Below are 22230 nucleotides of genomic sequence, written 5' to 3'. Positions count from 1 at the left end.
GGGCCTTCTTGTTTATGATGATTGATGAATCTACCCGACAATGGCTGACCGACTGGCTGCTGGCGCCGCAGTATCTGCAATGGCTGTGGCAAGGCTTTCAGGTCACGCTCGGTATAGCCGCCGCCGCCGTGGTGTTGGCGACCGCGCTGGGGCTGGTGCTGGCGGCCGGCCGCGATAGCCGTACGCCGCTGCTGCGCTGGCTGGCGATCGCCTATTGCTCCCTGTTTCGCAACACCCCGCTGCTGGTGCAGTTGTTCTTCTGGTACTTCGGCGCGGCGCAGTTGCTGCCTGCCGGGCTGATGCAGTGGCTCAACAACCCGCACGTGATTCCGCTACTCGGGCTAAACGGGCCGTCGTTTGAGTTTCTGGCCGGGTTGTTTGGCCTGACGCTCTATTCCGCCGCCTTTATCGCTGAAGAGATTCGCGCCGGCATCGCCGGCGTGGCGCACGGTCAGAAATACGCCGCCTGCGCGCTGGGGCTGACCGGCTGGCAGGCGATGCGCTATGTCGTATTGCCGCAGGCGCTGCGCATCGCGCTGCCGCCGTTGCTCGGCCAGTATATGAATGTGATTAAAAACTCATCGCTGACGATGGCGATCGGTGTGGCGGAGCTGTCTTATGCTTCCCGCCAGGTGGAAACCGAAACCCTGCGTACGTTTCAGGCGTTCGGGGTGGCGACGGTCTTTTATATCGCGGTGATCGCCCTGCTGGAAGGCTGGGGACAGTGGCGTCAGCACCGGCAACCGCTAAAGGGGCACTGAGATGGATTTTGCGATCATCCGCGACAATTTTAGCTACCTGATGTGGGGCACCTTTCCGGATGGTCCGCTGGGCGGCGCGGCGCTGACGCTGGCGCTCAGTTTGATGGCCGGGATCGCATCGGCGGTGTTGGGCACGGGGCTGGGGGTGGCGTTGGCGATGTGTCGCGGCTGGGCTGGCGGGCTGCTGGCGATGGTACTGGGCTTTTTCCGCGCGATTCCGGTAATCATGCTGATTTTCTGGACCTACTTCCTGCTGCCGATCCTGTTTGGCGTCGATATCCCCGAAATCACCACCGTGGTGTGTGCGCTGGCGTTAATCGCTTCCGCCTACCTGGCGCACGGCGTGAAAGCCGGCATCGTAGCGATAGGGCGCGGCCAGTGGCAGGCGGGGATGTCGCTGGGGCTGGGACGTTGGCAGACGCTGTGGCACATCGTGTTGCCGCAGGCGCTGCGCATGATGGTGCCGTCGTTCATCAACCAGTGGATCTCCCTGATTAAAGACACCTCGCTGGCTTACATTGTCGGCGTTGGCGAGCTGACTTTTCTGGCGACTCAGGTCAACAACCGCAGTATGGTCTACCCGACCGAAGTGTTCCTGTTTATCGCGCTGGTCTATTTTATCTTTTGCCTGTTGCTGGACCTGCTGGCGCAGGGCGTCAGCAGGCGTTTTCGCGCCGGGCCGAAACCCGCCCGGCGCCGGCTATTCGGCGGACGCAAACCGGCAAGCACGCCGGAATCGCTGTTGCACGAATCCGCCTGAGCCGTCAGGCGGCGGTCAGCGTCCAGCCGCGTGCCTGCCACAGCGCCGGTAACTGCGCCATGTCGTGGAACATCGTCACCAATGGGTGATGGATCGGCGCGTTATGTTCGTCGGCGCAGTAGTAGAACACCGGTATGCCGGCGGCAATGCCGGCCTGCGTGCCGGAGACCGAATCTTCCACCAGAATGCAGTTTTCCACCGTCACCCCCATCTGCTGCGCGGCGTGATGCAGCAACGCCGGGTCCGGTTTCCATTTGCCGATGTCGTAGCCGCTGTACAGGTGCTCGCCAAAGAACGGCAGCAGGCCGGTCAGCCCCAGCGAATGCTGCATTTTGCTGACCGGGCCGTTGGACACCACCGCGGTGGGCGTTTGCAGCGCCGCCAGTACGTCCCGCACTCCCGAAATCGGCTGCAGCGAGAGATCGAACAGTCGCGCGACTTCCTGGCGGAAATGGCGTTCCATCTGCTCGGTTGAAACCGTCAGGCCGAAACGCTCGCTGATGCGATCGATAATGTCGTAGAGCTTCATGCCTTTGAAGGTTTTGATCACTTCATCCAGCGGCAACTGCACGCCGTAAGGAATAAAGATATTGATGTAGGCCTGGCAGCAAATGACTTCGCTGTCCACCAGCGTGCCGTCGCAGTCGAAAAATACGCATTCAATCCGGGACATGGGCATTCCTTGTTGAAGGACGAAAATCCCCACTTTACCTGACTGACAGGATAATGCGATGTTTGTGGAAATACGGGACTTGCTGACGCTTATCTCTGTAGCGGACAAACGTTTTCCCGTCGGGAAGTGAGGCGAAACCGCTGCGAACAGGCTGGAGATATAGAAAATTGTTATCGTCGGGAAAAAAAAGCCCGCCGGCGCGTTAACTGCTCCGCATTTTGGTATAGGATACCGGGCGATTATCTTTCCTTTCTTCTCTTTGGGTCATTTATCATGGATAAATCTCAGTCTGGTTCCGCTGCTGAGCAGGGGCTGCTGGATCGCGTGTTCAAACTGAAGCAGCACGGCACCACCGCTCGTACCGAGACCATTGCCGGGTTCACCACCTTCCTGACGATGGTGTATATCGTTTTCGTCAACCCGCAGATTCTGGGTGCCGCCGGGATGGACACCAAAGCGGTGTTTGTCACCACCTGTCTGATCGCCGCCTTTGGTAGTATTTTCATGGGCCTGCTGGCTAACCTGCCGGTGGCGCTGGCGCCGGCGATGGGCCTGAACGCCTTTTTCGCCTTTGTCGTGGTCGGCACGATGGGTCTGCCGTGGCAGGTCGCGATGGGCGCTATCTTCTGGGGCTCGGTGGGTTTCCTGCTGTTGACGATATTTCAGGTTCGCTACTGGATGATCGCCAATATTCCGCTCAGTTTGCGGTTGGGCATCGCCAGCGGCATCGGCCTGTTTATTGCCATGATCGGGCTGAAAAACGCCGGGATTATCGTACCGAATCCGGAAACGCTGGTGTCGGTCGGCAAGCTGACCTCGCATAGCGTGCTGCTGGGCGCGCTGGGCTTTTTCATTATCGTGGTGCTGGCGTCCCGCAACATCCATGCGGCGGTGCTGATTTCCATCGCGGTGACCACGCTGCTGGGCGCCCTGCTGGGTGATGTGAAATTCTCCGGCGTGTTCTCCATGCCGCCGAGCGTCAGCAATGTGGTCGGTCAGGTGGATCTGGCCGGGTCGCTGAATCTGGGCCTGTCCGGGGTGATTTTCTCTTTCATGCTGGTGAACCTGTTTGACTCCTCCGGCACCCTGATTGGCGTGACCGACAAGGCCGGTCTGGTGGATGCCCGCGGCAAATTCCCGCAGATGAAGCAGGCGCTGTATGTGGACAGCATCAGCTCGGTGGCCGGCTCGTTCATCGGCACGTCGTCCGTGACCGCCTATATCGAAAGCTCTTCCGGCGTATCCATCGGCGGTCGTACCGGTTTGACGGCGGTGGTCGTGGGGATTCTGTTCCTGCTGGTGATGTTCCTGTCTCCGCTGGCGGGCATGGTGCCGGCGTATGCGGCGGCGGGCGCGCTGATTTATGTCGGTGTGCTGATGACCTCCAGCCTGGCGCGCGTTAACTGGGATGACCTGACCGAATCCGTACCGGCGTTCGTGACCGCCGTGATGATGCCGTTCACCTTCTCTATTACCGAAGGCATCGCGTTGGGCTTCATTTCCTATGCGGTAATGAAAGCCGCGACCGGCCGCTGGCGCGACATCAGCCCGTGCGTCATCGCCGTGGCGGTGCTGTTCCTGTTGAAAATCGTGTTTATCGACGCCCATTAATCACTGGCGAGCCGGGATTGCCCCGGCTCGCTTGTTGGCGTCCTTTTCCGTTCTCCTGCCGGCTACATCGCGTACTGCGGCGGGGCGTTTTCCGTCGCGTGGCTGCTCAGTTTGATATAGCGCCGCGACTGACGCTGCTGCTGGACGATTTCGCCGGATTTCCGCATGCCGTAGGCCGAGGTGTAGTTCCACATCACCAACCGGTCGAGGCGAGGCGTATGGGCGCAGGCCCAGGCCAGATAGTCATCAATATCACTGATCACTTCCACATCCGGAATATGCCGCGACCGCAGGCGACCTGAGGCCGGATGCAATTTCAGCGATTCCGGACCGCCGGTATTGAAACCGGGAATTTTCAGTACCGACTGACGAATAGTGCATAACTGGGTGGCGGCTTCCAGCGGATCAAGCTGGGCGTCGATCCAGGCTTTTTCCGCGTGGGTCTGCGTTTGCAGATGCGACGGCGTTTCACGACTCCAGACGCGGACAATTTCCACGTCCATGCCCACTTTCCCTTCCTCGCTGAGCAGGATTGCGATGGTGTTTCCTGCGTAGCCGAGGCTGAAATCAGGCAGATGCGGATCAACAAAACAAGGTCTGCCATTCGGCGAAACCATTAGTGGCGGAAGAACCGGATAACCGAAGAAATAAAACATCATCTCTGCCAGCAGCGCGCGGCTTTTCAGATAGCGCTCGCGGCGCTTCACTGAAAAGCTGTGCGTGGATGAAATCAGGTCATCCGATAACCGCTGCAGATCGGGTAACGCTTCCGTGCTTGCCCACCTGACGAAATGACAGGTCATATTCACTCCATGATGCCAACGAAAAAAACCTGATAATTTTTAGTAGAATGACTGCTCTGTGAAGTTCATTTCCGACGCAAATGGTCAGACAAATATCTGTGCCAAAGAGAAACTGGCGGATAAATCGGCGATAATTATCTATGTCCGAGCAGAATACGTCAAAAAGCACATTTTATTAAAACTGATTTTATTTTATTTGAAACCAAAATCGGGCTTACATCACATCATGTCAATAGGGCGCGGCGACACGGCCTGCGCCGCTTGCCCGTGAACGCATCCTGGCATCACGGGCAAAAAGGCATCAGCGCAAATGGATATCCGCGTGATGCCAGGCGGAACGTTGCTGTTTTTCAAGAACCCGTTCGGCCAGCGCCTGCGTCGTTACCAGCGTCAGCGCCGACGTTGGGCACACGCGCACACAGGACGGGCTGTCGGCGACGCCGATGCAAAGATCGCATTTATGGACTTCACTGCCTGATAGCGATGGGGCAGGCGTCTCGTCATCGGCTGATCGCGACACCACATTGATGGCGCCGAACGGGCAGGCGATGACGCAACTTTTGCAGCCAATACACCGCGACGAGATGACCTGAATGCTGTCTTGATGCTGCACCAGCGCATCGTGCGGGCAGACGCTGGCGCACGGTGCGTTTTCACACTGATGGCACAGCACGGGCGTGCTCACGTTAGCATTTTTAATTACTTTAAGGCGCGGAAAAAAATGCGATTTATGCAATTTTTGTTGGTTCCCGCCCGCGTGGGCGACGGCACAGGCGATTTCACAGGTGCGGCAACCAATGCATTTGGCGGCGTCCGCAATCACAAACTGATTCATGGCCGATTCTCCTGCTGAACTACCGTGTCGACCGGTAGCGACATGTTCTGACTCTCCAGCCCCATCACCCGCAGCATGCCTTGTGCGGCCTTGCGGCCATCGGCGATGGCGGTGACCACCAGATCGGCGCCGCGCACCACATCCCCACCGGCGAATACCTGAGGATGGTTGGTCTGGCAGGGGTGTCGGTTACCGGATTGCGTGGTCGTAATGTGGCCCCAGCGATCCTGCTCGATATGGGCGTCCTGCAGCCACGGCATGCTGTGCGTCTGGAAACCGAACGCGGTGATCACTGCGTCCGCCGGCTGAACGAACTCGGAGCCGGGCACCGGTTTCGGCCGGCGGCGGCCGCTGGCGTCCGGTTCACCCATTTCGGTACGTATCAGGCTGATCCCGCACACTTCCCCGTCATCATTCAGACAGATCTTGAGCGGCTGAACGTTGAACAGAAATTCCACGCCTTCTTCACGGGAGTTTTTCACTTCCTTACGCGAGCCTGGCATGTTGGCTTCATCACGACGATAGGCGCAGGTGACCGACGCCGCGCCCTGACGAATCGAGGTACGCAGGCAGTCCATGGCGGTATCGCCGCCGCCCAGCACCAGCACCCGCTTACCCTGCATCGACACGTAAGGTTCGTCGGGCAGTTCAGGTAATCCCATTACCCGCTTGGTATTGGCGATCAGGAACGGCAGCGCGTCGTACACGCCGGGAGCGTCTTCATTTTCCAGCCCGGCTTTCATCGAACGGTAGGTACCGACGCCGAGGAATACGGTGTCAAACTCCGCCAGCAACTGCGTCATGCTGATATCGGTTCCCACTTCGGTATTAAGCCGAAACTCGATCCCCATGGCGCTGAATATTTCCCGACGCCGGGTCAGCACTGACTTGTCCAGCTTGAAGGCCGGAATGCCGAATGTCAGCAGTCCGCCGATTTCAGGATGCCTGTCAAACACCACCGCCTGTACGCCGTGCCGCGCCAGCACATCGGCGCAGGCCAGCCCGGCCGGTCCGGTGCCGATGATGGCCGCCCGCTTGCCGGTGGGTTTGACCCGGCTCAGGTCGGGCTGCCAGCCCATGCTCATCGCGGTATCGGTGATATAGCGCTCAATGTTGCCCACGGTTACGGCGCCGTGACCTCTACCCAGCGTGCAGGCGCCTTCGCATAACCGATCCTGTGGGCAGACCCGGCCGCAAATTTCCGGCAGGCTGCTGGTGCGGTGCGACAGTTCGACGGCGTCGAGAATGCGCCCTTTCTGCACCAGTTGCAGCAGCTCGGGAATATTATTGTGCAGCGGGCAGGTCCATTCGCAGACGGCGTGCTGGCCGCAGTGCAGGCAACGGCTGGCCTGATCGAGGGTTTGTTCGGCGTTGAAGCCGTGATAAATCTCGTTAAACGTGCTTACCCGTTCTTCCAGCGGTTTTTTTACCGCATCCCGGCGCGGCCAGTTTTTACGCTTGTCCAGCGGGCTACACGCTATCTCGGTAAAGGTAGGAACCGCGCGCGGCGTGCCGGGAATGGCGGTTTGCGCCATCCGCAGTTGCTTCGTGCGGCGCTGTTCTTCTAGTGAGCGTTCACTTACCAGATGAAGCGCCTGAGTGGGGCAGGCTTCCACACAGGCCTGTCCTTGCGGACGCCCAATGCAAAGGTCGCATTTATGGGCGGTAGCGCCCTGTGACTGGCTTTCGACAGTAATGGCGCCGAATGGGCACGCCAGCACGCAGGTTTTACAGCCGATGCACTTTTCGGCGACCAGTTGAATGCCGTCCTGCTTTCTGATCAGCGCCTGCGTGGGGCACACTTTCGCGCAAGGAGAATCTTCACAATGGCGGCAGGTCACCGCGGTATGTTGTTCTCCCTGATGAAACACCCTGATCCGGGGGTGAAAATCGTCCCTGTTTTCCGGATAACGCCCGTGATTATGGGAAATCACGCAGGCAATCTCGCAGGCATTACAGCCGATACAATCCTTCGCATTTGCGATAACAAACTGATTCATATCCTCTCCCGACATGTACAGCATGGGTGTGCGTATGACCCGCCGGTCGTTTTCAGGCATGCCTTCATTAAATTAAGTAAGTGTGTGCTCACTTAATCAATGCGGGATGTCTGTTGCGATTACAGGCTGCGTTACGCCGGAGCTGCCGGCCGGGCAGGCGAAAGGTGACGAAACCAGCCTGAGCGGGTCACTTAGAAAGTGATTCTGGAAGGGGCCTGGTACCTGTCTCGTCAGGAGAAAAAATAACGATCCCCTCAGTTATTGGGGTTTATCCTAGCGACTCGGGTCGGCATGAATCTTGATATAGAACAGATAATGTGGGGTAAAAATAACCAAAATTTTTCATGCAGTTATCAAAAAAGACAAAAATGCAGCCAGATATAGCAATACATGGTGAAAATTTTATTAATCGAAAAAGGATCGTGAGAATCTTTATGTTTTTTCAGGATATTTAATTTAGTTTTGGATGTGAAATATGTGGTTACTTATCTTAACGTTAAGCATAATGGTTCCCGCCGTTGGCTGGATGCTGGCGTTATCAGGCATCTACCTCATTCATGGGAAACGCTGACCGGTATAACAATAAATTGAATAAGGGATTGGTCTATGAATAAAAAGGTCGTTTTTTGTTCTATGGTCATTACCGCCACCCTGCTGGGCGGATGTGCCACAGAATCTTCACGTACCGTGGAAACTCCTAAAGTTGTGTCCTACAGCACGCCTTATCAAGGCGTCCGCAGCCCTATTTCGGTTGGGAAATTTGAAAACCGCTCCAACTATATGAACGGCATTTTCTCCGATGGCGTAGACCGTCTGGGGAATCAGGCTAAAACCATTCTTGTCAGCCATTTACAACAAACCGGCCGCTTTAATGTGTTGGATCGCACCAACATGGACGAGCTGAAAACGGAAGCTGGTATTAAAGGCCAGGCGCAGACATTAAAAGGCGCCAATTACGTTGTGACAGGGGATGTAACTGAGTTTGGTCGCAAGGAAGTCGGCGATCAGCAACTGTGGGGCATTCTGGGTAGAGGCAAATCACAGATCGCCTATGCCAAGACCACACTGAATATCGTGAATGTTCAGACATCCGAGGTGGTGTATTCCGTTCAGGGTGCCGGTGAATATGCGCTATCAAATCGTGAGATTGTCGGGTTCGGTGGCACCGCCAGTTATGATTCGACGCTGAATGGCAAAGTACTGGATTTGGCGATTCGTGAAGCGGTTAACAACCTGGTTGCAGGCATTGAAAGCGGCGCATGGCGTCCATCGAATTAAAGGAATGGGAAAATAATAATGTTATTCAATAAAAAGACAGCGCTGTTGTTGGCCGCAACTTTACTGGCAGGGTGTGCTTCAGCACCTAAGACCATCTATAGCTGGGATAATTATCAGACTACACTTTATCAATATTATCAGCAGGATAAAAACAGCCCTGAAGAGCAGATTGCTTCTTTGCAGAAGTCAGTAGAAGTTGCTAAATCACAAAACAAACCGGTGCCCCCAGGATTGCATGCTCAATTAGGTCTGCTGTATGCCAAAACAGGCCGCGGTGTGGATGCTCGTCAGCAGTTCGAGACGGAAAAATCATTATTCCCCGAATCCGCCCCTTTCATGGACTTTCTGTTGAGCAAGAACAAAGGAAAATAAGCAATGAACCGTTTTTTAGCATTAATCAGTCTGATGGGTGTGCTGGTTCTTACTGGCTGTGCCAAGCCGCAACCTTATGATTATACTGCTTTCAAGCAAAGCAAACCGAGAACTATTCTGGTATTGCCGCCGCTGAACCACTCTCCGGATGTGAAAGCTGGGACCAGCTTTCTTAGCCAGGTGACGTACCCGTTAGCAGAATCAGGGTACTACGTGTTGCCTGTTGCCGTGACTGACGAAACCTTTAAACAGAATGGTCTGACAACTGCTCAGGATATTCATGCAGTTAGCGTAGCGAAGCTGCACCAGATTTTCGGAGCAGATGCGGCTCTGTATCTTGATATTACTGACTATGGATCAAAATACATGGTCATAAATAGTGAAACCCGTGTTACAGCTAGTGCGCGCTTGGTGGATTTGCGCAATGGTAAGGAGCTATGGAAAGGCAGTGCGACCGCCTCCACCAGTGAACAGCAGTCGAATTCTAACAACGGCATTGTCGGTCTGCTGGTTCAGGCTGCCGTTGCACAGATTGCCAATACCATTACCGATAAAGGCCATGATATTGCGGGTATCACCAGTGTACGTCTGTTGACGGCCGGTGGTCCTTCTTCCCTGCTATATGGCCCACGTTCACCGATGTACGGGAAAGAAGCTAAGTAATTATATTATTTTCCCGAACTGATAACTGAGAAAACCGTCCATGGCAGCATGGGCGGTTTTTTTACTTTTTATGCATAACGTTTCCTCTCTTAATTGTACCCCTAAATGGCCGGCAACCCTGTTGCCATATCAGAAAACCTTACTATGCTTTGTTGATGATAATTAAAGAATATGAGAGAAAAGTGGGATGGACGGCGAGCCAGCAGTGGACGAAAAAGCGCTGTTATATCCATGCACTATTTCATAGCAAGATAAGTAGTTTTTATGAATAAGATTTATTTCCGCATTGATAATTTTTAATAACATTGCAAGAAATCGTAATTCTTTTGTTGTTTTGATGTCAGTGTGATTCTCGTCACGAAAAAGATCTTATTTTTCGTGTGTTTATATACGGTTGAGGATGGATGAATGTTTGCAGTTGAACACCATTTTATTGATGATGGGTTTAAACATAGCTTGCTACTCTTCTCGCGGATTGAACATCAGCTAAAAAGAAGCGTCTTAATATTCAGCTAAGAAATCTTCGTTATGCTCGTCTGCCAATGGTCGGATGAACAACATTATTGATGGTCATATTACTGTCATTAATTGCTTTTCTACTTATCCTTCGCAAGGACTAAGGAGCGGTTTTCCCTGACGTACTTATCCCCAGATCCGATTCCGATGGCGGGACGGCGATGTTACCAGAGTGTATATACCCCAAATAATTCGAGTTGCAGCAAGGCGGCAACCGGATGAATCTTCAGGAGCTTACATGAGTAAGTGACTGGTGCGAGTGGCAACGCTGCCGGGAGCAGAGTTGAGCGCGGTTTACCGCGGTTCCGCTGGGCGAGGCCCATGATGGGCTGCGTAATGAAGCCAACGCACCTGCGACTTGAAGGATGACGGGTATGAAGATTTATCTCGCCACACCAATAATCATCGATTTAACCTGAGAGTGAATTTTTACATGGCTGATTTTCTACCTTTCTCACGCCCCGCGTTAGGTGAGGAAGAACTTGCCGCGGTCGGGCAGGTTCTTCGTTCCGGATGGATTACCACTGGCCCCAAAAATCATGAACTGGAGCAACAGTTTGCCGTGCTGACGGGCGCGAAACACGCCATTGCGGTCAGCTCTGCGACCGGTGGTATGCACGTCACCCTGATGGCGCTGGGAATTGGCGCAGGCGATGAAGTGATCACGCCGTCGCTCACCTGGGTTTCCACCCTGAATATGATTGTGCTGCTGGGCGCCGAGCCCGTGATGGTGGATGTGGACCGCGATAATCTGATGGTGACGCCGGAAGCGATTGAAGCGGCCATTACTCCCCGCACCAAAGCCATTATTCCGGTTCACTACGCCGGCGCGCCGGCAGATATCGACGCTATTCGTGACATCGGCCGCCGTCACGGCATTCCGGTGATTGAGGATGCCGCTCACGCCGCTGGCACCTACTACCGCGGTCGCCACGTCGGCGGCGAGGGCACGGCGATTTTCTCCTTCCACGCCATCAAAAACATGACCTGCGCTGAAGGCGGTCTGGTGGTGACGGACGACGACGAGCTGGCCAACCGCATTCGCAGTCTGAAATTCCACGGTCTGGCGGTAGACGCGTTCGACCGCATGGTGCAGGGGCGCGCGCCGCAGGCGGAAGTGGTTTCGCCGGGCTTCAAGTACAACCTGCCGGACATTAGCGCCGCCATTGCGCTGGTGCAACTGGAAAAACTGGCCGCCAACAATGCGCGCCGCGAAGCGCTGGCGCAGCGTTATCTGCAAAAACTGGCCGCTTTGCCGTTCCAGCCGCTGACGCTGCCGTCATGGCCGCACCAGCACGCCTGGCACCTGTTTATCATCCGGGTGGATGAAGCGCGTTGCGGCATCGATCGCGACGGTCTGATGCAGGCGTTAAAAGAACGCAACATCGGCACCGGTCTGCATTTCCGCGCCGCCCATACCCAGAAATACTATCGTGAACGTTTCACCAACCTGCACCTGCCGAATACCGACTGGAACTCGGCCCGAATCTGCTCTCTGCCGTTGTTCCCGGATATGCGCGACGAGGATGTGGACAGAGTGGTGGATGCGTTAACTGAGCTGGCGGGGAAACGCTGATGTCGGACATGGAAGCAATCAATAAAGTCTCGGTGGTGATTCCGGTTTTCAACGAGCAGGAGAGCCTGCCGGAGCTGATTCGTCGTACCACCGCCGCCTGTGATCAAATGAACCGTGATTATGAAATTCTGCTGGTGGACGACGGCAGCAGCGACAACTCGGCCGCGTTGCTGACCGAGGCGGCGCAGGCGCCGGGCAGCCATGTGGTAGCGGTGATTCTTAACCGCAACTACGGGCAGCATTCGGCGATCATGGCCGGGTTCAGCCATGTGTCCGGCGATCTGATCATCACGCTGGATGCCGACCTGCAAAACCCGCCGGAAGAAATTCCCCGGCTGGTGGACACGGCGGATCAAGGGTATGACGTGGTGGGCACCATCCGCGAAAATCGTCAGGACAGTGTGTTTCGTAAAACCGCTTCGCGCATGATCAACCACCTGATTCAGCGCACCACCGGCAAGGCTATGAACGATTACGGCTGTATGCTGCGCGCCTATCGCCGCCATATCATCGACGCCATGCTGCACTGCCACGAGCGCAGCACTTTTATCCCGATCCTCGCCAATACGTTTGCCCGCCGCACCACCGAAATTATGGTGCGCCACTCCGAGCGCGAATTTGGCGATTCCAAATACAGCTTCATGAAGCTTATTAACCTGATGTACGACCTGGTGACCTGCCTGACCACTACGCCGCTGCGTTTGCTGAGCGTGGTGGGCAGCGTGATTGCGCTCTCCGGTTTCACGCTGGCGCTGTTGCTGATCCTGCTGCGTCTGTTTTTCGGCGCGGCCTGGGCGGCGGACGGGGTGTTTACGCTGTTCGCCGTGTTGTTCTCTTTTATCGGCGCCCAGTTCGTCGGTATGGGGTTATTGGGGGAATATATCGGACGAATCTACAACGATGTCCGCGCCCGTCCCCGTTATTTTATTCAACGTATTGTTGGCAATGATCCACGATTTTCTGAACAGGACAATGAAGAATGAAAGCTGTTGTTTTTGCCTATCATGATTTCGGTTGCGTGGGACTCCGCGCGTTGGTGGCAGCGGGCTATACCGTGGAAGCGGTGTTTACCCACGCGGATAACCCGGCGGAAAATCAGTTCTTTGGATCGGTAGCCCGCACCGCGGCGGAGCTGGGCATCCCGGTATTCGCGCCGGAAGACGTTAACCACCCGCTGTGGGTGGAACGCATCGCCGCCATGTCGCCGGACGTCATTTTCTCCTTCTACTACCGTCACCTGCTGAGCGACGCCATTCTGCAGAGCGCGGCGCACGGCGCCTACAACCTGCATGGTTCGCTGCTGCCGCGCTATCGCGGCCGGGCGCCGCTGAACTGGGCGCTGGTCAACGGCGAAACCGAAACCGGCGTGACCCTGCACCGCATGGTGGCGCGCGCCGATGCCGGCAACATCGTGGCGCAGCAGCGTGTGGCGATCGACGAGAGCGATACCGCGCTGAGCCTGCACCGCAAGCTGCGTGATGTCGCCGAGCTGTTGCTGAAAGACAACCTGCCCGCTATCGCTGCCGGTAAAGCGAATGATATTCCGCAGGATGAGAGCCAGGCCACTTACGTGGGTCGTCGTACCCCGGAAGACGGGCGTATCGAATGGCAGAAGCCGGCGCGTACCCTGTATAACCTGGTGCGTGCGGTGACCGAGCCGTGGCCGGGCGCGTTCAGCTTTGTCGGCACGACGAAGTTCATTATCTGGCAGGCGAAGGTGCGTACTGATTTCGCCGCCGCCAGACCGGGCACCGTGCTGAGCACCTCGCCGCTGGTGGTTGCCTGCGGCAGCGACGCGCTGGAGATCGTCACCGGCCAGGGCGACAACGGTATTTATCTGCAAGGCGCACAACTGGCCCAGAGCCTGGGTCTGGTGACCGGCGCCATCCTCAACAACTCGCCGGTGGTGAACGTCAAACGCCGTACCCGCGTGCTGATCCTCGGGGTGAACGGTTTTATCGGTAACCACCTGACTGAGCGCCTGCTGCAGGAAGACAACTACGAAGTGTTCGGTCTGGACATCAGTTCCGATGCTATCGAACGTTTCCTCGGCAACCCGCGTTTCCACTTCGTGGAAGGGGACATCAGTATTCATTCCGAGTGGATCGAGTACCACATCAAGAAATGCGACGTGGTGCTGCCGCTGGTGGCGATCGCCACCCCGATCGAGTACACCCGTAACCCGCTGCGCGTATTCGAGCTGGATTTCGAAGAAAACCTGAAAACCATCCGCGACTGCGTGAAGTACAAAAAACGCATCATTTTCCCGTCCACCTCCGAGGTGTACGGCATGTGTACCGACCCGGTGTTCGACGAAGACAACTCCAACCTGATCGTTGGGCCGATCAACAAACAGCGCTGGATTTACTCGGTATCCAAACAGCTGCTGGACCGCGTGATCTGGGCTTACGGCGAAAAAGAAGGGCTGCGTTTCACCCTGTTCCGTCCGTTCAACTGGATGGGGCCGCGTCTGGATAACCTGAACGCCGCGCGTATCGGCAGCTCCCGCGCCATCACCCAGCTGATTCTGAACCTGGTGGAAGGCTCGCCGATCAAGCTGGTTGACGGCGGTCGTCAGAAACGTTGCTTTACCGACATCAAAGACGGTATCGAAGCGCTGTTCCGCATCATCGAGAATAAAGACGGCGTGTGCGACGGCCAGATCATCAACATCGGCAACCCGGACAACGAAGCCAGCATTCGTCAACTGGCGGAACAGCTGCTGGAGAGCTTTGAGAAGCATCCGCTGCGTAATCAGTTCCCGCCGTTCGCCGGTTTCCGCGAAGTGGAAAGCAGCAGCTACTACGGCAAAGGCTATCAGGATGTGGAGCACCGTAAGCCCAGCATCCGCAACGCCAAACGCCTGTTGCACTGGCAGCCGACCATCGAGATGGAAAAAACCGTGGCGGAAACGCTGGACTTCTTCCTCCAGACCGTTGAAACCGGCCGATTCAGTCAGGACAGCGAATGAGAAAAGTAGGGTTACGGATCGACGTTGATACCTGGCGCGGCACGCGGGTGGGGGTGCCCCGCCTGCTGGAGTTGCTGGACGTCTATGGCGTCCGGGCCAGCTTTTTCTTCAGCGTCGGGCCCGACAACATGGGGCGCCATTTGTGGCGCCTGATTCGACCGGTGTTTTTGTGGAAGATGCTGCGCTCGCGCGCAGCATCGCTGTATGGCTGGGACATCCTGCTGGCGGGCACCGCCTGGCCGGGCCGGGTGATCGGCCGCGGCTTGCCGGAGCCGATCCGCGCGGCGTCCCGGCAGCACGAAGTCGGGCTGCACGCCTGGGATCACTTCGCCTGGCAAACCTGGGCCGGGGTGTGGGATCAGGCCAAAATGGAACAACAGATCCGGCTGGCCTACGAGGCGTTGCAGTCGATTACCGGCGAGCCGGTAGCGTGTTCGGCGGTAGCGGGCTGGCGCGCGGATCAAACCGCGGTGGAAGCCAAACAGCAGTTTGGCTTTCGCTACAACAGCGACTGCCGCGGCACCGCGCCGTTCCGCCCGCTGCTCAACGACGGCAGCACCGGTACGGTACAGATCCCGGTCACGTTGCCCACCTGGGATGAAGCGGTCGGCCGGGAAACCAGCGCCGCTGATTTCAATCGCTATATTTTGGATAAAATCCGTCAGGATCAGGGTACGCCGGTCTATACCATTCATGCCGAAGTGGAAGGCATTGTGATGAGCGATCAGTTCGGCGAACTACTGGCGCTGGCGGAGCAGGAAGGCATTCGCTTTTGTCCGCTGAGCGAATTGCTGCCGGACGATCCGGATACATTGCCGGTCGGGCGCGTGGTGCGGGGTTCCCTCGCCGGACGCGATGGCTGGTTGGGATGTCAGCAGACCGTGGAGGCGGCCTGATGAAATACGCACGTCAGACAACGCTGTGGCTGGTGTTGTTGCTACTCTACTATTTTATTCCTCTCAATGGCCGCCTGTTATGGCAACCGGACGAAACCCGCTACGCGGAAATCAGCCGGGAAATGCTGGCGGGCGGCAACTGGATTACCCCGCATTTTCTGGGGATTCGCTATTTTGAAAAGCCGATCGCCGGTTACTGGGTGAATAACATCGGCCAGTGGCTGCTGGGCGACAACAACGCCGGCGTGCGCGCCGGCTCGGTGTTCTCCATTTTGCTGACGGCGGCGCTGATTTACTGGCTGACGCAGCGGTTGTGGCAACAACGGCGTACTTCGCTGCTGGCGGCGGCCATCTATCTGAGTTGCCTGCTGGTGTACGGTATCGGCACCTATGCGGTGCTCGATCCTATCGTCACCCTGTGGCTGGCGGCGGCGATGTGCAGCTTCTGGGGAGCGGCGCAGGCCACCACCCGCAGCAGTAAAATCGGTGGTTATTTGCTGCTGGGCGTGGTGTGCGGCATGGGCTTCATGACCAAGGGCTTTCTGGCGCTGGCGGTGCCGGTGATTGCGGTGCTGCCGTGGGTCACGCTGGAGCGGCGCTGGAAAGAGGTGCTGCTGTACGGCCCGCTGGCGATTGTCAGCGCGGTGGCGGTGTCGTTGCCGTGGGCGCTGGCGGTGGCGCGTCAGGAGCCGGATTTCTGGCACTATTTCTTCTGGGTCGAACATATTCAACGCTTCGCCGATTCCGCGAATGCTCAGCACAAAGCGCCGTTCTGGTACTACCTGCCGGTGCTGATCGCTGGGGTGCTGCCCTGGCTGGCGCTGCTGCCGTCGTCGCTGATGCAGGGCTGGCGCGAACGCCGCCAGGATAGCAGCCTGTTTTATCTGCTGGGCTGGGTGGTGATGCCGTTCCTGTTTTTCAGCATCGCCAAAGGTAAGTTGCCGACCTACATCCTGCCCTGTTTCGCGCCGCTGGCGATCCTGATGGCCAGACGCGCCACTACCTTGCTGAGCCCGCGTTTGCTGACCCTCAACGGCTGGATCAACCTGGCGTTTGGTCTGCTGTGCGCGCTGATCGTGGTGTTGGTGCTGGCGCCGTGGGGGCTGTCGCATCGTCCGCTCTATCAGCCGCAGGAAACCGTCAAAGTGGCGCTGGGCGTCGTGGCGTTCCTGTTCTGGGGGCTGGTCGGATGGTGGACGTTGCGTCATTCGGCGGCTCGCTGGCACTGGGCGGCGGTCTGTCCGCTGGGCATCGCCCTGTTGATTGGCATGGCGATTCCGCAACGGGTGATGGAGAGCAAGCATCCGCAGTGGTTCCTGCGCACGACCGAGGTTGAATCCCACCTGTCGCAGAGCCGTTACATTCTGGCGAACAGCGTTGGTGTAGCCTCTGCGGTTGCCTGGGAACAAAAACGCGGCGATATTCTGATGTACGATAATCAGGGTGAGCTGGAGTACGGCTTGTCGTACCCGGACAGCGTCAATCGCATAGTACCTGCCAGCGAGTTTGCCGACTGGCTGGCGGCGCATCGCCGTGAAGGCAATGTCTCGCTGGTGCTGATATTCTCTTCGGCGACTGATCCGATCACCGGCGTGCCGCCGGCGGATTACACTGACCGGCGAGGGCGAGTCGCCTTATTGTGGTATCGTCAGCAATGACCAATTATCTGCTGATTCTGCTGGTCAGTTTGTTGACCTGCGCCGGTCAGCTTAGTCAGAAACAGGCCGCCAGCTGGCAGAGCGGCGGCCGTTCACATCGCGCCCATGTTCTGTTGTGGATGGGAATAAGCCTGTTGTTGCTGGGGCTGGCGATGGTGCTATGGCTGGCGGTGTTGCAGCGGGTGGCGGTGAGCGTGGCGTATCCGATGCTGAGCCTGAATTTTATTCTGGTGGCGCTGGCGGCGCGCTGGCTGTGGCGGGAGGCCATTAGTCTGCGTCAGTCGGTGGGTATTGTGCTGATTGTTGTCGGTGTAATCTTGATGGGAGGGATCGCGTGAAAGGCTATGGATGGGCGCTGCTGAGTGTGTTGCTGGTCAGCGCAGCACAATTGTCGATGAAATGGGGGATGTCCCAACTGCCCTCGCTGACGGAACCGCTGCCGTTTATGTTCGCCATGCTGGTGTTGCCGGTCGCCGCCGCCGCGGTATTGGTGGGGCTGGCGGCGTATGCTTTCTCAATGCTGAGCTGGTTTAACGCCCTGCGTTTTTTGCCGTTAAGCCGGGCTTACCCACTGCTGAGCCTCAGTTACGTGCTGGTGTGGGGGCTAGCGGTGGCGCTGCCGATTTTTCCCGATACCTTCAGCACCGGCAAACTGCTGGCGATCGCGCTGATTATTGCCGGCGTATGGCTGGTGTGCAGCCGCCAGGCTTCGCATCTGGACGAAGAGTCCTGATATTCGCGTCCTCCTTCTTGCTTGTGGCGCGCACGTTACCTGCAAATTACGCCGACGCGGCTGGCCGGGAAAGCGGCGCCAGCTGCTTAATCTGCGCCGCCAGCCAGCGATCGGCCGCTCGCCGCTGATGGCGCTGGTGGTAATAGATTTTGACGCGGTAAGGCGGCACCGGGAACGGTAGTTCATGGAGCGCGCAGTCGGTGAGCGCGGCAAGGTGGCCGGCGGCAAAGCGCGGCAGCGTCATCAGCAGGTTGCTTTGCCCGATAATAGCAGGCGCTGCCAGCAACGACGGCATCCGCAGCGCGATGGTGCGCTGTTTGCCCAGTTTATCCAGTTCGTAGTCGATGGCGCCGCGCATTTCATTCCAGGGCGTAATCACCAGATGACGGGCGTTCAGGTACTCTTCCAGCGATAGCGGCGTCAGATTGTCTCTAAACCGGGTTGCCGTGATCGCCACGTAATCATCCTCCATCCAGTCAATGTCATGAATGTCTTCATGCATGTGGTCAGCGAATTCGGTAAAACCGAGGGCGAAATCGACGCGGCCGGCCAGCAGTTCCTCAAAGGCGACTTTCTGATCGCTGTGAATCAATTGAAATTGCAGGTGGGGCGCCAGCGACTGGAGCGCGGCGGTTAATGCTGGAAAAACGCAAAACGCCGTAAAGTCGGTGACCGAAAAAGTAAAGGATTCATGGCTGCTGGCAGGGTCAAAACCAGGGCGCAGGCTGAATCCCTGTTCCAGCAAACGCAGCCCGTCGCCAATGGTGGCGGCCAGCTTTTGCGCGAAGACCGTCGGCCGCATTTCCTGACCGGAACGGTAAAACAGTTCGTCATTCAGCGTCTTGCGTAGCCGGCTCAGTGCATGGCTTAACGCCGAGTTGCTCATGGCGAGCTCAGCGGCGGCGCGGGTGACCGACTGATGCCGGAAGATGGCGTCAAAAACCAGCAACAGATTGAGGTCGAGGCGCCGTAACTGAGGATGCATAATATTCACCATGAATTGATAATATTGCACTTCATGCATTATAACCTGGCGATTAAGCTGGCAGCCTGACGAATCAATCACAGAGATCTTCTTATGACCTTACATATCCGTTGGGCGACGCGGCAGGACTCCGCCACCATCCTGAATTTTATTCGTGAACTGGCTGAGTACGAGAAAGCGTTGCACGAGGTGAAGACCAACCAGCAGGAAATCGAGCAAACGCTGTTCGGCGAAGGTTCCGCCACCGAGGCGCTGATTTGCGAATGGAACGGCGAGCCGGTCGGGTTTGCGGTGTTCTTCACCAGTTACTCCACCTGGCTGGGACGCGACGGCATCTATCTGGAAGATCTGTACGTATCGCCGCATTATCGCGGTCAGGGCGCCGGTAAGGCGCTGCTGAAATACATCGCTCGTCTGGCGGTTGAACGCGGTTGCGGAAGGCTGGAGTGGAGCGTGCTGGACTGGAACCAGCCTGCTATCGATTTCTACGACAGCCTGGGCGCCGCGCCGCAAAACGAGTGGATCCGTTACCGACTGGAAGGCGATAGCCTGCGACAGGCGGCGCAGGAATAGACCGGGTTATTTGTGGCGGTAGAAAAACAGGCGGCGGTAAAAGAACACGTTGCGATAAAAGACAGGCTGCGGAAAACCCGCAGCCTGCAGAGGGAAAAGGGATAGAGCCTGGACACAGGAAACCAATCCCCGTCACATCGGGTGTGACTCAGTAGCCAACGGTGAAACGCTGGCGAATGTGCTGCGGTTTTTCTACTTCATCCACCAGCGCAATGGCGTAATCCGCAAACGAGATACTGCTGCCTTGCTCATTGGTCAGCAGATCGTCTTGGCCGAGGCGGAATGTGCCGGTACGTTCACCGGGAACGAACATCATGGACGGCGACAGGAAGGTCCAGTCCAGATCGGTGACGGTTTTCAGCAGGTCGAGAAAATCGGCGCCCTTGGTGGCTTCTGCCTTGTAAGCCTCCGGGAAGCCCGGCTGATCCACCAGACGCTGGCCCGGCGCGACTAACAGGCTGCCCGCCCCGCCGACCACCAGATAGCGTTTCACACCCGCGGCGCGCACGGCGTCGATCAGAATCTGCGGATCGCTGCTGGTAAAATGAACGGAGCTGATGACCGCATCGTGGCCTGCCAGCAGCGCCGTCAGTCCTGACGCATCAAACACATCCCCTTGTCTGGCGGTGACGCCGGGCAGCGCGGCGATTTTTTCCGGATGACGGGCAATCGCGGTTATCTGATGACCGCGTTCAGACAGCTCTTTTAGAATCTGTGAACCCGCGTTGCCGGACGCGCCGATAAGTGCAATATGAGCCATGTTCCATTCCTTATAGTCTTCATTAATGGAAAGGTCTAATATGTAGACCATTGGAAGGATTATGCGCAAAGCCCGATCGCCGCGCAAGAAGTCACCCGTTTGTTATCTGGTCACTGCAAGCTGACCATTGTGGAGTGTGCGATGCCGAAAACCGTTGCTGAAAAAGATGTTTTTGTTTTTGAACAGGCTTGTCCGATACGCGATGTGCTGGATCGCATTGGCGATCAGTGGAGCCTGTTGGTGCTGGAAACCCTGAGTGATGGCACGTTGCGTTTTAATGAACTGATGCGTCGTATTGGCGATATTTCCAAGCAAATGCTCTCCAAGACATTGAAATTACTGGAGCAGGACGGATTTGTCCGGCGTACGCTTTATGCCGAGGTGCCGCCGCGGGTGGAATACCAGCTCACCGAGCTTGGGCGCTCTTTTCTGCAGCCGATGAAGACGCTGGTGCAGTGGGCGGATGCGCATCACCGTACCATTTGCGAGGCGCGCAAAACCTATGAGCAAAAAAATGGGTAATCACCTGAAGTTAACTCATGACTAGGTGTCAGCCTCGGTAATGCCGTCTGCATTCAATCGGTGAAACGGCCTTGTCCACACAAGGCCGTGCCGATAAGCCGCTATGCGGCCCCTGTGGCCTTGATTTCCCCGCGCGCCAGCTGATCGCGCTCCATGGATTCAAACAGCGCCTTGAAGTTGCCTTCGCCAAAACCGTCGTCGCCATCCCGTTCGATAAATTCAAAAAACAGTGGGCCGATCAGGGTTTCCGAGAAAATTTGCAGCAGCAGTTTTTTCTGCCCGTTACGGGTATTGCCGTCAATCAGAATGCCGCGCGTCTGCAGGGCGGCGATATCACGGCCGTGGCCGGGCAGGCGCTCTTCCACCATCTGGTAGTAGGTCTCGGACGGTGCGGTCATCAGCGGTAAACCCGCCTGACGCAACCGATCGAGCGTGGTCAGAATATCGTCGGTTTGCATCGCAATATGCTGGATCCCTTCGCCATTAAAGCGGCGCAGGAATTCCTGAATCTGTCCGTTGCTGCCTTCCGCCTCTTCGTTCAGCGGAATACGGATTTTACCGTCCGGCGCCATCATGGCTTTGGAGTGCAATCCGGTATATTCGCCGGCAATGTCAAAATAACGAATCTGCTGAAAATTAAATATTCGGCTATAGAATTCAGACCAGTAATTCATTCTGCCCTGATAGACATTATTGGTTAGGTGATCAAGGGTATGCAGCCCGAATCCTTTCGGCTTTCTTTCCACGCCGTGAATAAACGTAAAATCGATATCGAAAATATCTATGTCCGTGTGATATTTCTCGATGAAGTAGATTTTCGAACCGCCAATGCCTTCGATCGCCGGCACCATGATTTCCCCCGGACTGGCGGGCAAGTCTGCCGGTCTGGCGCCGGACAGGATTGCCTGCTCATAAGCCTGAGCGGCATCCCTGACGTAAAACCCGATACCGCAGGCGCCTGCGCCGTGTTCCTGCAGAAAAGTTTGCGGAAAACCGGTAGCGGTATTATTAAGAAGAAAATTGATGTCGTTCTGTCGAAAGAGTGAAATATCGCGGTGGCGATGGTGCGCGACACGTGTAAATCCTAAAGAAATAAATAACGCCGAGAGTGTTTCCGGAGCGTCGGTAACAAATTCGATAAAAGCGAATCCATTCAATTCTAGCGGGTTGGTTAATAACTCATTCATATTAGTTCCTTTGTCCTTAAAGGAGATGAATAAAATAAACCGATGGCGGGTTTCCAATAATGAATATAGCGTGATCGTTCATTTTAGGATAACAAGT

Annotated in this window: 23 protein-coding genes; 16 read left to right on the top strand and 7 right to left on the bottom strand. The window is 56.6% G+C overall.

Annotation, left to right across the window (positions count from 1 at the left end):
* Nucleotides 1-17 precede the first annotated feature (17 nt).
* Complete coding sequence (locus DXXMK7_RS21180) at nt 18-761, top strand: ABC transporter permease subunit (protein WP_038921174.1); 744 nt, start codon at nt 18-20, stop codon at nt 759-761.
* A gap of 1 nt (nt 762) precedes the next feature.
* Nucleotides 763-1521 (top strand): amino acid ABC transporter permease, encoded by a 759-nt coding sequence (locus DXXMK7_RS21175; RefSeq protein WP_038663985.1) that lies wholly within the window; start codon nt 763-765, stop codon nt 1519-1521.
* A gap of 4 nt (nt 1522-1525) precedes the next feature.
* Here DXXMK7_RS21175 and yieH read toward each other — a convergent pair whose 3' ends face one another.
* Nucleotides 1526-2194, bottom strand: coding sequence for a 6-phosphogluconate phosphatase (gene yieH, locus DXXMK7_RS21170; protein WP_038920724.1), 669 nt, complete (start codon nt 2192-2194; stop codon nt 1526-1528).
* A gap of 273 nt (nt 2195-2467) precedes the next feature.
* Between yieH and DXXMK7_RS21165 the strand changes: the two genes are divergently transcribed.
* Nucleotides 2468-3805, top strand: a complete 1338-nt coding sequence (locus tag DXXMK7_RS21165) for an NCS2 family permease (protein WP_038920723.1) — start codon at nt 2468-2470, stop codon at nt 3803-3805.
* A gap of 62 nt (nt 3806-3867) precedes the next feature.
* On the opposite strand, the gene DXXMK7_RS21160 is transcribed toward DXXMK7_RS21165, so the two are convergent.
* Nucleotides 3868-4608 (bottom strand): 4'-phosphopantetheinyl transferase superfamily protein, encoded by a 741-nt coding sequence (locus tag DXXMK7_RS21160; protein WP_038663974.1) that lies wholly within the window; start codon nt 4606-4608, stop codon nt 3868-3870.
* 58 nt (nt 4609-4666) lie between these two features.
* Here DXXMK7_RS21160 and DXXMK7_RS22760 point away from each other — a divergent pair, with 58 nt between their 5' ends.
* Entirely contained in the window at nt 4667-4879 is a 213-nt protein-coding gene (locus DXXMK7_RS22760; RefSeq protein ID WP_127350766.1) for a hypothetical protein, read from the top strand.
* 30 nt (nt 4880-4909) lie between these two features.
* On the opposite strand, the gene DXXMK7_RS21155 is transcribed toward DXXMK7_RS22760, so the two are convergent.
* Together DXXMK7_RS21155 and aegA are read right to left on the bottom strand one after the other, a co-directional pair.
* Nucleotides 4910-5443, bottom strand: a complete 534-nt coding sequence (locus DXXMK7_RS21155; protein WP_038920722.1) for a 4Fe-4S dicluster domain-containing protein — start codon at nt 5441-5443, stop codon at nt 4910-4912.
* On the bottom strand, nt 5440-7443 hold the full coding sequence (gene aegA, locus DXXMK7_RS21150; protein ID WP_038920720.1) for a formate-dependent uric acid utilization protein AegA: 2004 nt from the start codon (nt 7441-7443) through the stop codon (nt 5440-5442). Before aegA ends, DXXMK7_RS21155 begins: the two co-directional genes overlap by 4 nt.
* A 606-nt stretch (nt 7444-8049) precedes the next feature.
* Here aegA and DXXMK7_RS21145 point away from each other — a divergent pair.
* The 10 genes from DXXMK7_RS21145 to arnF all read left to right on the top strand — a co-directional run bounded on the left by DXXMK7_RS21145 (nt 8050) and on the right by arnF (nt 18106).
* A complete protein-coding gene (locus tag DXXMK7_RS21145) occupies nt 8050-8721 on the top strand; it encodes a CsgG/HfaB family protein (RefSeq protein WP_038920719.1) in 672 nt (223 codons plus the stop codon).
* 18 nt (nt 8722-8739) lie between these two features.
* Nucleotides 8740-9093, top strand: coding sequence for a DUF4810 domain-containing protein (locus DXXMK7_RS21140; protein ID WP_038920717.1), 354 nt, complete (start codon nt 8740-8742; stop codon nt 9091-9093).
* A gap of 3 nt (nt 9094-9096) precedes the next feature.
* The gene (locus DXXMK7_RS21135) at nt 9097-9756 is read left to right on the top strand and encodes a DUF799 domain-containing protein (RefSeq protein WP_038920716.1); all 660 of its coding nucleotides are present in this window, start codon (nt 9097-9099) and stop codon (nt 9754-9756) included.
* A gap of 949 nt (nt 9757-10705) precedes the next feature.
* Nucleotides 10706-11848: a UDP-4-amino-4-deoxy-L-arabinose aminotransferase gene (arnB, locus tag DXXMK7_RS21130; RefSeq protein WP_038663965.1), complete on the top strand. Its 1143-nt coding sequence runs from the start codon at nt 10706-10708 to the stop codon at nt 11846-11848.
* Entirely contained in the window at nt 11848-12831 is a 984-nt protein-coding gene (arnC, locus tag DXXMK7_RS21125; RefSeq protein WP_033568171.1) for an undecaprenyl-phosphate 4-deoxy-4-formamido-L-arabinose transferase, read from the top strand. The genes arnB and arnC overlap by 1 nt, the downstream gene beginning before the upstream one ends.
* Nucleotides 12828-14819, top strand: a complete 1992-nt coding sequence (gene arnA, locus DXXMK7_RS21120) for a bifunctional UDP-4-amino-4-deoxy-L-arabinose formyltransferase/UDP-glucuronic acid oxidase ArnA (protein ID WP_038920715.1) — start codon at nt 12828-12830, stop codon at nt 14817-14819. Before arnC ends, arnA begins: the two co-directional genes overlap by 4 nt.
* Nucleotides 14816-15715 carry a 4-deoxy-4-formamido-L-arabinose-phosphoundecaprenol deformylase gene (arnD, locus tag DXXMK7_RS21115; protein WP_038920714.1) on the top strand — a complete coding sequence of 300 codons (900 nt, stop codon included), beginning with the start codon at nt 14816-14818 and terminating at the stop codon, nt 15713-15715. The genes arnA and arnD overlap by 4 nt, the downstream gene beginning before the upstream one ends.
* A complete protein-coding gene (gene arnT / locus DXXMK7_RS21110) occupies nt 15715-17373 on the top strand; it encodes a lipid IV(A) 4-amino-4-deoxy-L-arabinosyltransferase (RefSeq protein ID WP_038920713.1) in 1659 nt (552 codons plus the stop codon). Before arnD ends, arnT begins: the two co-directional genes overlap by 1 nt.
* Nucleotides 17370-17711: a 4-amino-4-deoxy-L-arabinose-phosphoundecaprenol flippase subunit ArnE gene (gene arnE / locus DXXMK7_RS21105; protein WP_038920711.1), complete on the top strand. Its 342-nt coding sequence runs from the start codon at nt 17370-17372 to the stop codon at nt 17709-17711. The genes arnT and arnE overlap by 4 nt, the downstream gene beginning before the upstream one ends.
* Nucleotides 17708-18106, top strand: coding sequence for a 4-amino-4-deoxy-L-arabinose-phosphoundecaprenol flippase subunit ArnF (gene arnF / locus DXXMK7_RS21100; RefSeq protein ID WP_038663947.1), 399 nt, complete (start codon nt 17708-17710; stop codon nt 18104-18106). The genes arnE and arnF overlap by 4 nt, the downstream gene beginning before the upstream one ends.
* Nucleotides 18107-18152: 46 nt before the next feature.
* On the opposite strand, the gene DXXMK7_RS21095 is transcribed toward arnF, so the two are convergent.
* A complete protein-coding gene (locus DXXMK7_RS21095) occupies nt 18153-19091 on the bottom strand; it encodes a LysR family transcriptional regulator (RefSeq protein WP_231348826.1) in 939 nt (312 codons plus the stop codon).
* Between the two features lie 93 nt (nt 19092-19184).
* On the opposite strand from DXXMK7_RS21095, the gene DXXMK7_RS21090 reads away from it, so the two are divergent.
* Nucleotides 19185-19664 (top strand): GNAT family N-acetyltransferase, encoded by a 480-nt coding sequence (locus DXXMK7_RS21090; RefSeq protein WP_038920709.1) that lies wholly within the window; start codon nt 19185-19187, stop codon nt 19662-19664.
* A 148-nt stretch (nt 19665-19812) separates the two neighbouring features.
* On the opposite strand, the gene DXXMK7_RS21085 is transcribed toward DXXMK7_RS21090, so the two are convergent.
* Nucleotides 19813-20424, bottom strand: a complete 612-nt coding sequence (locus DXXMK7_RS21085) for an NAD(P)-dependent oxidoreductase (protein ID WP_038920708.1) — start codon at nt 20422-20424, stop codon at nt 19813-19815.
* A gap of 141 nt (nt 20425-20565) precedes the next feature.
* Between DXXMK7_RS21085 and DXXMK7_RS21080 the strand changes: the two genes are divergently transcribed.
* Entirely contained in the window at nt 20566-20946 is a 381-nt protein-coding gene (locus DXXMK7_RS21080) for a helix-turn-helix domain-containing protein (RefSeq protein ID WP_033112454.1), read from the top strand.
* Nucleotides 20947-21047: 101 nt separating this feature from the next.
* On the opposite strand, the gene hppD is transcribed toward DXXMK7_RS21080, so the two are convergent.
* Nucleotides 21048-22133, bottom strand: a complete 1086-nt coding sequence (gene hppD / locus DXXMK7_RS21075) for a 4-hydroxyphenylpyruvate dioxygenase (RefSeq protein WP_038920707.1) — start codon at nt 22131-22133, stop codon at nt 21048-21050.
* Between the last annotated feature and the right edge of the window lie 97 nt (nt 22134-22230).

This window comes from Dickeya sp. MK7 (assembly GCF_000406305.1).
Taxonomy (GTDB): Bacteria; Pseudomonadota; Gammaproteobacteria; order Enterobacterales; family Enterobacteriaceae; genus Dickeya; species Dickeya fangzhongdai.
The sequence above is the reverse complement of the archived record's forward strand: the minus strand, read 5'-3'. Positions and strand labels throughout refer to the sequence as shown.

Coding starts and splice junctions, on each gene's coding strand:
- DXXMK7_RS21080 (WP_033112454.1), top strand. CDS start 20,566: ATGCCGAAAACCGTTGCTGAAAAAGATGTTTTTGTTTTTGAACAGGCT.
- yieH (WP_038920724.1), bottom strand. CDS start 2,194: ATGTCCCGGATTGAATGCGTATTTTTCGACTGCGACGGCACGCTGGTG.
- hppD (WP_038920707.1), bottom strand. CDS start 22,133: ATGAATGAGTTATTAACCAACCCGCTAGAATTGAATGGATTCGCTTTT.
- DXXMK7_RS21085 (WP_038920708.1), bottom strand. CDS start 20,424: ATGGCTCATATTGCACTTATCGGCGCGTCCGGCAACGCGGGTTCACAG.
- DXXMK7_RS21135 (WP_038920716.1), top strand. CDS start 9,097: ATGAACCGTTTTTTAGCATTAATCAGTCTGATGGGTGTGCTGGTTCTT.
- arnB (WP_038663965.1), top strand. CDS start 10,706: ATGGCTGATTTTCTACCTTTCTCACGCCCCGCGTTAGGTGAGGAAGAA.
- arnT (WP_038920713.1), top strand. CDS start 15,715: ATGAAATACGCACGTCAGACAACGCTGTGGCTGGTGTTGTTGCTACTC.
- DXXMK7_RS21155 (WP_038920722.1), bottom strand. CDS start 5,443: ATGAATCAGTTTGTGATTGCGGACGCCGCCAAATGCATTGGTTGCCGC.
- aegA (WP_038920720.1), bottom strand. CDS start 7,443: ATGAATCAGTTTGTTATCGCAAATGCGAAGGATTGTATCGGCTGTAAT.
- DXXMK7_RS21160 (WP_038663974.1), bottom strand. CDS start 4,608: ATGACCTGTCATTTCGTCAGGTGGGCAAGCACGGAAGCGTTACCCGAT.
- DXXMK7_RS21090 (WP_038920709.1), top strand. CDS start 19,185: ATGACCTTACATATCCGTTGGGCGACGCGGCAGGACTCCGCCACCATC.
- DXXMK7_RS21180 (WP_038921174.1), top strand. CDS start 18: ATGATTGATGAATCTACCCGACAATGGCTGACCGACTGGCTGCTGGCG.
- DXXMK7_RS21095 (WP_231348826.1), bottom strand. CDS start 19,091: ATGCATCCTCAGTTACGGCGCCTCGACCTCAATCTGTTGCTGGTTTTT.
- DXXMK7_RS21175 (WP_038663985.1), top strand. CDS start 763: ATGGATTTTGCGATCATCCGCGACAATTTTAGCTACCTGATGTGGGGC.
- arnE (WP_038920711.1), top strand. CDS start 17,370: ATGACCAATTATCTGCTGATTCTGCTGGTCAGTTTGTTGACCTGCGCC.
- arnC (WP_033568171.1), top strand. CDS start 11,848: ATGTCGGACATGGAAGCAATCAATAAAGTCTCGGTGGTGATTCCGGTT.
- DXXMK7_RS21140 (WP_038920717.1), top strand. CDS start 8,740: ATGTTATTCAATAAAAAGACAGCGCTGTTGTTGGCCGCAACTTTACTG.
- DXXMK7_RS21145 (WP_038920719.1), top strand. CDS start 8,050: ATGAATAAAAAGGTCGTTTTTTGTTCTATGGTCATTACCGCCACCCTG.
- arnD (WP_038920714.1), top strand. CDS start 14,816: ATGAGAAAAGTAGGGTTACGGATCGACGTTGATACCTGGCGCGGCACG.
- DXXMK7_RS21165 (WP_038920723.1), top strand. CDS start 2,468: ATGGATAAATCTCAGTCTGGTTCCGCTGCTGAGCAGGGGCTGCTGGAT.
- arnA (WP_038920715.1), top strand. CDS start 12,828: ATGAAAGCTGTTGTTTTTGCCTATCATGATTTCGGTTGCGTGGGACTC.